Below are 13,574 nucleotides of genomic sequence, written 5' to 3'. Positions count from 1 at the left end.
ATTGTTTTTATTAGAGATTCCAGTAAATAACGTGCCTGATGTTCCTTACTTTGTAAAAAGAAAAGCTGAAGGCGAAATAAGGCGTCCTGAGTCCCTTAGAGAATTAACTCCCTTTCCCAAGAGTATAAAGGCTTGGGCTTCAAGTCATTTTAAAATACTAATCTACACACCCTAACTAGTCTCAAAAATCTCAAGCATAAAGCTAGACGTACTAATTGTTACCTTCTACATTAAAGGCTGTATAACTGAATTATGTACTCAGGCTCTACAAATTTTTTCTTTTCTATTCTTTCCTTTTCTATTCCTACACTTTATCAATCAGTAACAGTAATACACCAATGACAATCATGACAACACCGAGAATACCATATACCACTCTTGCGCCCTGCCGTCCAATGGTCTTCACAAAAATCCCTGCTCGAAAGCTCTTCATAAACCAGTCCCAATTGTTGATCCCACCGAGCAAACTAAAAATTCCTGCCGCGATGGCAAATAGTGCGATTAATACGGGTTGTTCTTGCATTTCGTCAACACTCCTTCAATATAATCCTGTCTACTATACCTTCGCTTGGTGAAAATTAACAGGCATTAATTAGTAAAAAAACAGCTCGCAGATGGAAGCCTGCGAGCTGTTCTAAACCGTCTGTATATGCGTTTATTGCTTTTGCAATTCAATTGCCGACAATAACAAGGTCACCACTTCCGCACGTGTTGCTTCAGCGAGAGGGTTAAATCTATTTTGCCCTGCTCCCTTCACCAGTCCTGCATCATAAGCAGCAGCGATATATGGAACAGCCCAGGTTGGTACTTTATCTGCGTCCGCAAAGCTCAATGCCGGATTGGACGATACCGGAAGACCGAGTGCTCTGACAAGCATAACCGTCATTTCTACACGAGATACTTTGCCCGATGAACGGAAGGTATCATCCGTATACCCGCTAATGATGCCTTGCTCCACTGCCTGGGCAATAAAGGTTTGCGCCCACGCAGGTATGCCAGCAGCATCTTTAAACGTCAATGCCTTGTTGCTGGCCGGAAGTTCAAATGCTCTTGCCAGCATAACAATGAATTCGGCGCGTGTGGCTGGTGCATTTGGACGGAAATTACCATCCTGATACCCGTTCACAATTCCCCGGGAAATGGCCTGCTCAATGGCAGCTGCTGCCCAGTGATTACCGATATCTTTCAGGTCTACAACCGGAGTGGTTGGATTCGTACCTCCTCCATTACCAGGAACGGTTGGCGTAGTAGGGTTCGTAGGGTTGGTTGGCGTAGTCGGTGTGGTTGGAGTTACCGGCTGAGTAGGTGTTGTAGACCCTCCACCACTGTTGCCACTGCCCGGATTACTGCCATTATTGCCGCCACCATTACCAGGATTGCTTCCATTTCCGTCTCCAGGAAGTGGTGTGCCTTTCAGATCCGTACTGCGTCCTTCCGTCTTTTGATCAACTGTACCTACACGGTCCAGATGTTCATGGAAGATTTCATAATCGACCAGATTTAATTCGTAGAATCGATTATCATCTTTCGCCGTTCTCATCGCACGATAGAAGTCTCCACCGTTAGCCATGAATGAATTGGTAGCAACGATATAATACCCGTTCGGATCGATATCCGAGTACGTACCATCTGCATTTTTAATCTGAACTTTGACCACACGTTGACCCACTTGGGTTACGGTGTTGGTCGTAGCATTAATTTTTTCGCCCGGTTTCGTGGAATCGTAGTAGAACCGCATACCTGCCACTTGCGGGAAGCGCCCTTCTCCTGTTTCCACACCACTTACTCCATTTTCCAGCGCAGCTGTGATTTCCTTACCTGTCATTTTTAACGCAGACAGGTTATTACCGAATGGCATCACAGTCAAGAGATTACCCAGCGTAATATCGCCTGTCTGGAATGAAGCTCGAATGCCGCCGCCGTTCTGGATCGCGACGTATCCTTTGACATCATTCTCCTTTACAATGGATTTCACTTTTTCCAGCATGCCGTCTGTCATCAGGTTTCCTAGATTGGTTTCCTGTTTCCGCACAGTGCCCCGTTCTCCATCCAGGAAGACATTCGTTTTACCGATAACCGTTTTCTTGAATTGTTCCAACTGAGGCGCATAATCTTTCAGCTTGTTTGCGGCTTCCACATCATCAGCATAGACGAATTGGTCGTTAGCATCTTTTGCATCCAGACTCAGCAATTTGCCGTTCCACTTTTTCAATATACCTGCTTCATTAAACGTAACATCCAATTGACCAAGAGACACGTCATATTCACCAGTTTGTACAACCAATGTCGGCTCATCCTGGCTGCCCACCATAATCGGTTCTTTCAGAATGGTGTGTGAATGCCCACCTACCACAATGTCGATTCCTTCTACGGACTCAGCTAATTTCAGATCCTCTGAGTAGCCTAAGTGAGTCAAAGCAATGATTTTATTGATACCTTCATTTTGCAGCATCTGTACGGTTGCTTGTGCACTTGCCTTATAATCTACAAACTTCAAGTCATCTCCCGGTGAAGAAAGAGATACTGTATCCGGTGTCGTCAGTCCAAAAATACCAACTCGCTCACCATTCACTTCCGTAATAATCGCCGGATAGATCTCGGCTTTTTCACCCGGATTCCCGATGTTATCGTTGTACAAACCACTCAAATTCGCATCTTTTGAATAATCAATATTGGCGCTCACGAATGGGAATTCTGCTTTCTCAATAAATTCTTTCAGTACGCTCGGACCTTTATCAAACTCATGATTACCGAAGGTCATGGCATCGTATCCGATCATGTTCATGAACTCCAGATCAGCCAAACCATTAAACAGATTGAAGTACAATGTGCCTGAGAAAACGTCCCCTGCATCCAGCACCAACGTGTTATCATTGCGTGCTTCCTTGATTGCCGTAACTCGGCGCGGAATGTTATCCAGATGCGCATGGGTATCGTTCGTGTGCAGTACGCGCAGGTTGAAGTCCCCTTCTTCCACCGGCTCTCCAATACTTAATTGTGCGAGCAGTGGATCATGGTCACTCACCCGTCCATCCGCTGCCTCAAAATCTGCATTCACATGCACCACTTCGATGGCTGCCGTTTCAGTCAGATTTTTGCTCACCAGGATGTGATCCAGCGTCTGAGAGTTGCCGTCGTAGATGTAGGAGTACCGCTGGTTTTCTGGCAGTTCGTTTACCAAATTGTCCAGTTCATTACCCTCAACAATGTTCAAGGTATTTGAGAATTGGAAGTCATTGAAATCACCGAGAACAGCAACATTTACCTCTGGGTCTTTATCCAGTAAGTCTTTCACAAAGCCATTCACCAGCGCAGCTTGCTTCGCACGTTGAACTTCACTGCTTCGAGTGGCAGGCTGTATGCTTCCAAACGGTTTCAGGTCTCCGCCTTTGGAATTGAAGTGGTTGGCAATCACCACTACACGTTCACCATTGAATTCGAATTCAGCGGCAAGCGGTTTGCGGGAGCTGGCGAACGCCTCATCCCCTGGTGCAATACGACCCGGGTTATTGGAGAGACTGCCGTCAGCGCCTACCTGAATTGCTGTTGTCGCATTACCTTTAATTCCTTCTTTCAAGGACACTCGTGATTCCTTATATAGGAACCCAACTCGAATGTTGGCACCTGGTGCTCCGCCATCCTTGTTATTTTCCGGAGCGATATCTGTGTATTTATACGTGGGACCACCTTTGGCAGCAATTGCATCAATTAAAGTCTGGAAGCTCGCATCCGCAGCAGTGTTTCCACTGTCGGTTGCTCCATCATTATCTTGTACTTCCATAATGCCAATAATATCTGGATTTTTCAGATTATTTACAACAATACCGCCAATTTTAACCGCTCTAGCCGCATCCTTTTGACTGAAATTCTCTACATTGAACGTTGCAATCGTTAATTTGTCATCCGTAGGTTGAATATTGGTTATGGCTTGTGCAAGAGAACTCGGTGTGATTGCCGGAAGATTACCCTCAGGAATCACTTTAAAGTTCCCATTGGAGTATGTCATAACCCCTTTCACAGAGCCATCCAGCTTGTCTCCCGTTTTGACCGCTTGGGATGGTTTTTTATTGATGAACAGTCGTTGCGGATTAAGTGAACTCTCAAACGGCTCTACACCATCTCCTGTCAGAATGACGCCTCCTGCAGGTGTTCGTAACGGATTGTTCGGACCATTATCGATTACGACTGCCAGCCCTGGCTCACTTGAATACGGACCGACAATCGTGGCTTGATCGAGTTGCACCCTCATGCCTTCCAAGCTCTCGTAAAAGTCGATTGCATCCACATCCGGATTAAACTCACCGAACTGATCCGAATCAATGACGTTAGGGATCATTCGTCCGTCCTTCCCAAGGATCACAGGTTCAGGCAGTGTCTGATTTTCACCCTCCACCGTAATCGCTGTAGCCACTATTTCTGTTGTCGCCAGCTCGGTCGTTGCTGTCGCATATTCCTTCACTTGACCGGATACGCTGACTTTGTTGCCTACCGCCATGCCATGAGTGGATTTATAAATAAGGATACCCTCAGATGTTTTAGTGTCGTCATCTTCCATGCCAGGGATCTCCTGCATATAGAACGAACTTGCATTGACAATATGAGTCACGATACCTTCAACATTCTGGACAGCCAGACCATCATACAGGGAGTTATGAGATGCGCCTTGTATATCGTGAATTCTCAGGTTGTCCAGTTCCTGAAGAACGGTGTACGTAAAGCTATATACATGACTTGTATTGCCGCCTGATACGGCGATCGCTTTAACAACCGTATCTTCGTCTACTGTGATCGGGCCAGTATACAGTGTAGATGTTTGGGTTGGTTCTGTTCCATCAACCGAATAATAAATTTCCGCTCCTGCTGTTGGTGAGGATAAGGTCACGGTTGACCCTTTGACAATACCACCCGACGGAACACTAGCTTTAACAGAAAGCAGATTTTCGACAACATCTGTTGCTGTACGCGGGATTAGTTCCAGTCCATAGCTTGTGTGGTAAGTCATGACACCTGTCACTTTTTCGTATGTTTTGCCTGTTGATAGTGCAGTGGGGCTATTCTTGGCATAGATCGTGATCTCTCCACCATCGACATCTGTCGCAAAAAAGGTGGAACTACTGCTTCTTGTCACTGTAACCCCATGAACTTCGACAAGCATTCCTTCATAAATGCCGCCCGCACCCTTACCTCCGCCTTCAGCAGGTGTAAAATCCTTGGAGGTCAATACAAGCGGTTCAGGAATTTCTTGTGCTTTGTCTAAAATCTTGATATATCCGCCTGGAAATCCTGCTTTATCCTTCTCGATCTGGAGCAGACCGTTATAAATGGTGAGCGGACCATATGCTTCTATCCGGTCACCGGGCTCCACAGTTGAATCCGTGCCCCGAATGACGATACCGGCATTCTCATCCTGAATGTATAGATTTGCCATCCCTCCGGATTCCTCTCGATAGGTGACAATCCCCTGAACGGTAACTGAAGTGTTTTCCGGTTTGTTTCTGGCATCAGAGATTGAGATCGGCGTATTGTCCACGATGGTGTAATTAAACAAAGCAATTGCACTATCTAGCAAGCCTTCTTTATGTGCATAGGCTTCAATGTGTATGGCATCATTTACCGTAATGGGAACTGTGTAAGGAAGAAAAGCATTTTCATCATTTAACTTGTAATATACGGCAGCACCGACTGTAGTTGTTCCTAGGGCCACCTGTGTTCCTGCCGGAACTTCCCCTGAAGATGGGTTAGCTGTAACATTGGCTACTTCCGTTTCGGGTGTCTCATCAATGAGTTGAAAGGTTGTTGATGCAACGGAGCGTATACCTTTAGAAGTGAAATATTGAGATAACGTACCGTTGTTAATACGCACTTTGGATTGATACAAGGAGGGATTGCTTAGTAGTCCGAACGTGCTACGAGGAACAGATGTGGGTACCTGCACAGGCATCATTTTGCTAATATCTCTTTCGGTTGGACTATCCGCAATAGCAAAATTGGTGTCTACAGTAAAGGGTGGATTCGAATTTACACTTGGACCGTTGCTGTAGGTCCCTACAACATAACCTTCAACTGTAGCGGTTGAATCATCCGAACCAAGAGCGAGCGCCTGTGTAACCGTTAATGGCTCGTCAGCTGCGGCGGCTTTACTGTTGAATAAGCCAGCAGGTATAGCTCCGGTAATCAACAGCACCACAGCTAAGAATAATCGAAGCCAACTCTTTATTTGCTTACTTTGCATCTTTCTCCTACCCCCATGTTATGAATTTTCAATCATTTGTTCAGACAGCTTGTACATTAGTTCAAATATAAGATAACTGAATAAGCGACCTGTGTAAACAATATTTCTTCGTTATGAAAGAAAATAGAACATATACATTACAAAAATAAACAAAATCACATCGTTCTCTTTCATATAGGACTAATAACGGGTACTAATTGTGACTTTTCGAACCTTATATCTACCATGACTGTGCATAAAAAACTAATTCGCGTAACTTAAACTAACATAAAAAGTGTAAAGCATATCTTCTTTCGACATTTTGTGATAACACCTATGACTCCATACATCAAGAAAAGTCCAACTTAAGTCTCACTGGTTAAAATTCATAAAATCATAAAGACACGACGATCAGGAATGATCGCCGCATCTTTATTTTGAGTTAGTCTACAATTATTTCTTCACCGTACTGTTATACTGCGCAATTTTGTCCGTAATTTGTTTGGCCGCTGCATCCAATGCTTCTTGCGGTGTACCTTGTCCATTCAGAACCGTTTCAATCGCTCCTTCGACAAGTTGTCGCGCTTCAGGGAATACACCCATTAATGCCCCGGATGTTGCTGTCGAATCCGCGGAAGCGTGCAATTGATCGACGGCTGTCTGAAATTGCGGGTACTTCGCCATATTATCCTTTAATACTTGCTCATTGTAGGCCGCTGTCGTAATAGGGAAATATCCTGTCGCAACGCTCCAGTTCGCTTGTACCTCTGGTGTAGCCAAATATTTGATGAATTCCCATGCTGCTTGCTGTTGCGCTTCCGATTTGTTGTTCATGATGTACAGGCTTGCTCCGCCAACCACAACGCCACCCTCTTTGGCATCTGACGGACGAGGCAGGAAGCCTGTTCCCAGTTCAAACTTGCCACCTGAACCTTCCACGATTTTGCGCAGGCCCGCCGTGGAATCCAGAGTCATACCAATCTGCTGAGCGGTAAATGCTGCTGTTGTATCGTCTGTGCTACGCCCCAGATTGGAGAGGGTTTTCTCGTCGATCATCTTTTTCCACCACGTTAGCGTCTTCACGCCTGCTTCGGAATTCAACAGAGACTCTGTAGCTGCTTCGGTTCTACCGTTACCATTGTTTACATAATCTGCATTCTGGTTTGCAAAGAACTGTTCCATGAACCAGCCGTAGATCGCCATGGACGCACCTGGCTTGCCGTCTTTCGCCAATGCTTTCGCCGCCTGCTCAAACTCTTCATACGTCTTCGGCGGGCTCTCCGGGTCCAAACCTGCTGCTTTGAACATATCCTTGTTGTAGTACAGGATCGGGTTGGATGTGTTAAACGGCATGGCATTCAATATGCCATCAATCGTGTAATATCGGATGATGTTTGGTTCCAGTTGGGACAGATCGAACTGATCCTTGTCGATGAACTGTTGTACCGGCGTAATCATGCCTGAATCAATCATGAACTTGCTGCCAATCTCGTAGACCTGGATAATGTCAGGACCGCTGTCCGAGCCCATGGATGCTTTAAGTTTGTTCAGACTCTCATCGTACTTCCCTTGATAGATGGGCTTCACCTGAATGTCCGGATGACTGGCGTTAAAATCAGAGGCGAGCTGATTAATGGCTTTCTCCCCTGCGCCAGACATGGAGTGCCACCACGTCAGTTGTGTTGTTTCGGCGGCAGCCGCTTCTGCTTGAGCTCCACTCGCCGGGCTACTTGTTTCCGCTTTTGTTCCGCAAGCTGAGATAACCAACATGAGTGCTGCCAGCATTAATGCAAATGTTCCTCTTTTTTTCAACCGAAATCGCTCTCCTTTTATATGGCTCGCGCAATCATAAGTGCATAGGTGCTGCAAGATGGCCGTTCCGGATATGAATCGTTCTTTTGATCGCTGTTATCCCCGGATTTTTTTCATTCCCCCTCTCAAAGGGGAAAATCCGGTGATAAAGGCGAACGCTTCGCTTCTTCAGAATCGATTCTTCTCCTTCACTACTTTTGCAGCTCTTCAAGAGACTTATTGAAAATGCGAGCCTCATTTATTCGCTCCTGGTATCCAACCCTTAAGACCTTGTACGAAGATACAAGGTTTAAATCAAAATCTTTAATACGGAACCTTTAGATTAAAAACTTAAGATCAAAACCTTCAGATATTCCATTCACTTGAATACTTGTGAAATACTATCTCCTTACCCCTTCAACGCGCCTGCGGCCATTCCGCGGACAAGCTGTTTCAAGCCGAAGATCAGGAGTAGTACGGATGGTAGAATCACCATTGCGGTTCCGGCAAATACCAGATTCCACGCTGTGGATTCCTGGAACTCCAGCATCGAGATCCCGATCTGTGCGGTTCTCATCTCCGGTGTATTGGTCACCAGCAGCGGCCAGAGATATGAATTGTACATGCTTAAGAATGAATAGATTGCCAGTGTTCCAAGTGCCGGTCGGGACAAAGGCAGAACATGCGATATGAAATAACGAATATGACCACAACCGTCGATCCTAGCTGCCTCAAACAACTCCTTGGGCAGCTGCATGAAGAACTGTCTGAGCAGGAATGTACCAAACGCTGTCGCCAGAAATGGCACCGTAAGCCCCTGGTAACTATCCAGCCAGCCCCAGCTGCGAACCGTGAGGTAATTCGGGATCATCGTCACTTCCCATGGAATCATCATCGTTGCGACAAACATGCTGAAGATGACATTTTTGCCTTTGAACTGCATTTTCGCAAAAGCATAGGCGGCCATACTCGCTGTAATCAATTGACCAAGTGTCGTCAGTCCTGCGACAAGGAAGGTATTGCCGATAAATCGACCGATCGGAACAATATCGAATACTTCGCTAAAGTTGGACAGATCGATGGAATTTGGAATAATATGCGGCGGATAAGCGCTCGCATCTTCTGGCGTCATGACAGCCATGAAAAAGGTATACATCACCGGATACAGTACCAGTGCCGCACAAATGGTCAGTGCTCCGTACAACAGCGTTTTTGTCCATCTCGCACTCATTGGTAATGCACTTTCCTTTCTACCCATTTGAACTGGATCAGGGTCAGCAGCATAATTACCACGAACAGGATCAGTGCCTGTGCACTACCTGTACCAAAGCGGAAATTAACGAAGGCTTCCTGATAGATGGAATAGACAAACACATTCGTACTGTCCATCGGGCCACCCCGGGTTAGAATGTTGATCTGACCGAACGATTGAAAAGCGCCAATGATCGATACGACCGTAACAAAAAATAACGTTGGTGACAGTAGCGGCATCGAGATTTTACGAAACGTAAGCATTGCTCCTGCACCATCAATCTTGGCGCTCTCGTAGATCTCATCCGGTATGCCTGCCAAACCACTGGATAGAATAATGTAGTTAAATCCGAGGTTCATCCAGATGGTCATGATGGAGATCGAAATCAGTGCCCAGTCCGGGCTGGTAAGCCAGGGGATTGGGTCAATGCCTACTTTGCCAAGCAGATAATTCAGCATGCCCAGGGTCGGATGGAATAGAAACTTCCAGATGACCGCTGACGAACCGACGGATAATACCACGGGCAGAGAGAACACAAATTGGAATACACGCATACCCTTGAAACGGTTGTGAGTCAGTGCAGCCAGAATCAGAGCGGCCAGCATACCCGTAGGTACTGTAAACAGGACAAATAGTAATGTCACTTTCATGCCTTGCATAAACAGCCCCGATTGGAACACCGCCTTGAAGTTATCCATTCCTACATAAGCTGCAATCTGCCCCGTCGGATCTGTGGAATGCAGACTAAGGTACACGGACTTAAACATCGGGTAAAACAGAAACACTGCAAACAAAAGCAGCGATGGTGCCAGGAAACCATAGGCCAGCAGATTCTCCCGCATTCGCTGCACACGCAGCGCGGTTGCCCGGCGCTCACTCGTACCTGATACACGCCGTTTGGCCGCGGGCAAGCTGATCCGGTTATCAAGCTCACTCATCGGATTTTCTTCCCCCTTGTTTCACGCATTCAGTGTGTGTGAAAGGTTACATCCACTTCAGCACCACGTTATCTAGTGTAAGAGTCGAATGTCACAGCAAAATTCATTCTGAATCAACGTAACGTTAATCATGGACAAGGGACTTTACGCAAATGTGCATCCTTCCGAAAGCGGTATCCAGACCGGATTACACGACAAAAAAACCGCAAGTACTCCCCTTTTTGGAGATATCCTTGCGGTTCGATGTGTTAATGGAATATGAACGTATACCTATTAAAGAACGTGACTCATTTTACAATAATCTGTAAATCTTTCAAACGGGATGAAGCGATGAGCTGTTCAAGTTAACGATTCAGATGATAGGGCACCGTGGTGACAATCACGTCTTTGTAATTGATCAGATAGGCCCGGATCATGAAGCTGGTCTGGTTATGCAGTACATTTTGCCACCAATGCTTGGTGATGAATTGCGGAATCAATACGGTGATGTGATCGGTCTCGGCCGTTTTCCACTCCACGGTATCAATGAATTTCTTCAGCGGCCCCATAATACTGCGGTATCTCGATTTGATCACGACCAGACGAACACCGGGATTCCACTCTTCCCACTTCTGCTCCATCTTGCGTATCGCCTCATCATCGAATCCAATGTACAGCGCGACCACGTGATCCGACATCGTCTGCGCATAACTGATCGTATTCATGACGACCCGGGTAATGCCAGCAACGGGAATGATGATGGTATTGCCTTTGTGGGCTGGTTTTTCCACCTGAATGTCAATTCGTAGCTCATCGGCAATGTTGCAATAGTGACGGTGAATACGCATGAACACATAGACAACAACCGGCAAAAAGATAAAAATGACCCATGTCTGCGTGAACTTGGTGAAAATAAAGATCAGGGTGATCGATAATGTAGTCAGCATACCGATCGTATTCACGAGCAGTTTCATCTGCCAGCCAGATGGTTTGACTTTGATCCAACGAATCATCATACCGAGTTGTGACAGGGTAAATGGAATGAACACCCCTACCGCATAGAGCGGAATCAGGCTTTCCGTATTTCCTTTGAACCCAACCACCAGTAAGGCAGACATCACACTAAGAAAAATGATTCCGTTCGAGAAACCAAGGCGGTCTCCTCTGACCATAAATGCATGTGGCATGAATTTATCTTTTGCCATCATGAAGGATAGCAGCGGAAAAGCCGAATATGCTGTGTTGGCAGCCAGGAACAGGATCAATGCTGTTACACCCTGAATGATAAAATACATCGTGCCCCTGCCAAACGTCGCTTCAGCAATCTGGGAAATGACCGTTGCTTTGGGATCAGGCTTCACTCCGTACCCATAAGCGAGTAAGGTGATACCGATGAACATGGCTCCTAATATACAACCCATAAGCAGTAATGTACCCGCGGCATTTTTCTCGGCTGGCTGCTTGAAGTTCGGGATCGCGTTACTTACCGCTTCCACGCCAGTCAAGGCCGAACATCCGGAGCTGAATGCTTTCAATAACAGAAACATACTCACATGGGATAGACTTGTTCCGAATTCTGGTGCAGCTGCTTCCATGCCCCCGGCAAGAAATTTGATTCCACCCGAGATAATCAGAATTGCAATCGAAAAGATAAACAGATAGATGGGGATCGCCAGCACAGACGCCGACTCCGTCACTCCCCGCAGATTCATAATGGTTAGAAAAACAATCATAATGAGTGCAATCACAACACTGTAGTCATGCAGCATAGGAAAAGCCGATGTAATCGCATCCGTGCCTGCGGACGAACTTACCGCAACGGTCAAAATATAATCGACCAGCAGAGATCCTCCGGCAATCAGACTGGATGTTGTACCCAGGTTATCCTTGGCTACGATATAAGCGCCGCCCCCTGTTGGATAAGCAAATATCGTCTGGCGATAGGAAAAAATTAAAATGACGAGTAATCCCAGCACGGCGATGGAAATTGGAACAGAGTACCACAGGGCGGCGAATCCGGCCGCAACGAGCACCAGCAAAATCTGTTCCGTACCGTAGGCAACGGACGATAGGGCATCCGAGGACAGGATGGCGAGCGCCTTCCATTTCCCCAATTTTTCTCCATCCAGTTCAGCCGATTTCATTGGCTTGCCTATTAAGATTCTCTTCATTTTGCCAAGCATGATCATAACTTCCTTCCATCTCTCATCTGTGAAGCATTGTTATTATGCAAAATCGCAGAGCCATTGACAATACGTCATTTCACCCGAATTTCGCCAGCGCGTGATAATGCATTCTACGATTCAATAATCGATAACAAAGCCATTCTTGTTCAGCAATTTGAACTTTTTTGAACCAAAATGACGTTTGTTCGTCAAAAAAAAGGAAATGACCTTCGGTTCAATGAACCAAAGACCACTTCCTTGATCTATACGTTGACTGTACAGCAATGTAATTTCCCTGCATCTGCCTTGTCCAGACCTGTGCAGCTTCTTTATTCAGCTTATATTTAGCTGCCGAGAATGCCGGGACGAGGAGTGACACCAAACGCTTGCGCCAGGGTGATCAGTTGTTCATCCGTAATTCTCTGCCGAATCTCGTGACCAGCAACCAGCATATACACTTGGGCTGCCTTCTCAATCGTCTCAATCAGACCAAAAGCCTCGTCAATCGTTGTACCTGTTCCAAAGATGCCATGTTGCGGCCAGATGACCGCGTGGTATTCTTTCATTTTCTCCGCCGTTTCGCGGCCTATCTCGTTCGATCCAGGAATCATCCATGGAATAATGCCAATGCCATCCGGGAATACAACTACACACTCGGTGCACATCTGCCAGAGAGTCTTCGTAAATTTGGCCTCATCCAATTCGTGGATAAACGTCATGGCTAATACATGAGTGGCATGGTTGTGCATGACCACCCGATGGTTCGGGTCCAATTTCAAACGTTCAATATGGCTCATGAAATGCGTAGGTAATTCACTGGTTGGATTCGCCCCCGACTTCAATCCCCAGAGCACTTCCAGCTCATGTCCATCTTGCGATACACGCAGCAACCCTAGATTACTCTCCGGATCAGCGAGTACATTTTTGAAATATTTACCCGATGCTGTCACGATAAAATACTTGCCTGCCAGCTCCTGCACCGAAAATGCTGGTTTGATCTTGCGGATCACATGATGGATATCGATATATGGTGCTACTTCCTCTTCCTCCAGCAGATAGCTGACATTGCCTCCATTGCGCTCATCCCAGCCATTCTTCCACATATGTTGTGTAATCTCCGCCATCTCTCGAACAAATGGAATATCGAAACCTGCAGCCTGTGTGTTGACGTTGGTAAGGGTCACGTTCATGATCAATCTCTCCTTATATTAAAAATCATATGCTTGCCACGTACATAG

The 13,574-nt window shown here is 46.2% G+C and carries 7 protein-coding genes; all 7 read right to left on the bottom strand.

The features are described from left to right. Positions 1 to 304: 304 nt before the first annotated feature. A complete protein-coding gene (locus MKZ12_RS06720; RefSeq protein ID WP_339240345.1) occupies positions 305 to 523 on the bottom strand; it encodes an immunity 17 family protein in 219 nt (72 codons plus the stop codon). Positions 524 to 655: 132 nt separating this feature from the next. After that, positions 656 to 6,232: a 5'-nucleotidase C-terminal domain-containing protein gene (locus MKZ12_RS06715; RefSeq protein WP_339259470.1), complete on the bottom strand. Its 5,577-nt coding sequence runs from the start codon at positions 6,230 to 6,232 to the stop codon at positions 656 to 658. A 432-nt stretch (positions 6,233 to 6,664) separates the two neighbouring features. After that, on the bottom strand, positions 6,665 to 8,023 hold the full coding sequence (locus tag MKZ12_RS06710; protein ID WP_339259468.1) for an ABC transporter substrate-binding protein: 1,359 nt from the start codon (positions 8,021 to 8,023) through the stop codon (positions 6,665 to 6,667). 388 nt (positions 8,024 to 8,411) lie between these two features. Beyond that, complete coding sequence (locus tag MKZ12_RS06705; RefSeq protein ID WP_339259467.1) at positions 8,412 to 9,233, bottom strand: carbohydrate ABC transporter permease; 822 nt, start codon at positions 9,231 to 9,233, stop codon at positions 8,412 to 8,414. Continuing rightward, positions 9,230 to 10,192, bottom strand: a complete 963-nt coding sequence (locus tag MKZ12_RS06700) for a sugar ABC transporter permease (RefSeq protein WP_339259465.1) — start codon at positions 10,190 to 10,192, stop codon at positions 9,230 to 9,232. Before MKZ12_RS06700 ends, MKZ12_RS06705 begins: the two co-directional genes overlap by 4 nt. A gap of 344 nt (positions 10,193 to 10,536) precedes the next feature. After that, on the bottom strand, positions 10,537 to 12,354 hold the full coding sequence (locus MKZ12_RS06695) for an APC family permease (RefSeq protein ID WP_339240338.1): 1,818 nt from the start codon (positions 12,352 to 12,354) through the stop codon (positions 10,537 to 10,539). A gap of 326 nt (positions 12,355 to 12,680) precedes the next feature. Further along, positions 12,681 to 13,526, bottom strand: a complete 846-nt coding sequence (gene rhaD, locus MKZ12_RS06690; protein ID WP_339259463.1) for a rhamnulose-1-phosphate aldolase — start codon at positions 13,524 to 13,526, stop codon at positions 12,681 to 12,683. Positions 13,527 to 13,574: the final 48 nt, after the last annotated feature.

The organism is Paenibacillus sp. FSL R5-0713 (assembly GCF_037973325.1).
GTDB lineage: Bacteria > Bacillota > Bacilli > Paenibacillales > Paenibacillaceae > Paenibacillus.
This window is presented reverse-complemented; position numbering and strand designations above follow the sequence as displayed.

What these genes read in the sequence shown, in the direction of transcription:
- MKZ12_RS06695 (WP_339240338.1), bottom strand. Translation starts at nt 12,354, where the DNA reads ATGCTTGGCAAAATGAAGAGAATCTTAATAGGCAAGCCAATGAAATCG.
- MKZ12_RS06705 (WP_339259467.1), bottom strand. Translation starts at nt 9,233, where the DNA reads ATGAGTGCGAGATGGACAAAAACGCTGTTGTACGGAGCACTGACCATT.
- rhaD (WP_339259463.1), bottom strand. Translation starts at nt 13,526, where the DNA reads ATGAACGTGACCCTTACCAACGTCAACACACAGGCTGCAGGTTTCGAT.
- MKZ12_RS06715 (WP_339259470.1), bottom strand. Translation starts at nt 6,232, where the DNA reads ATGCAAAGTAAGCAAATAAAGAGTTGGCTTCGATTATTCTTAGCTGTG.
- MKZ12_RS06700 (WP_339259465.1), bottom strand. Translation starts at nt 10,192, where the DNA reads ATGAGTGAGCTTGATAACCGGATCAGCTTGCCCGCGGCCAAACGGCGT.
- MKZ12_RS06720 (WP_339240345.1), bottom strand. Translation starts at nt 523, where the DNA reads ATGCAAGAACAACCCGTATTAATCGCACTATTTGCCATCGCGGCAGGA.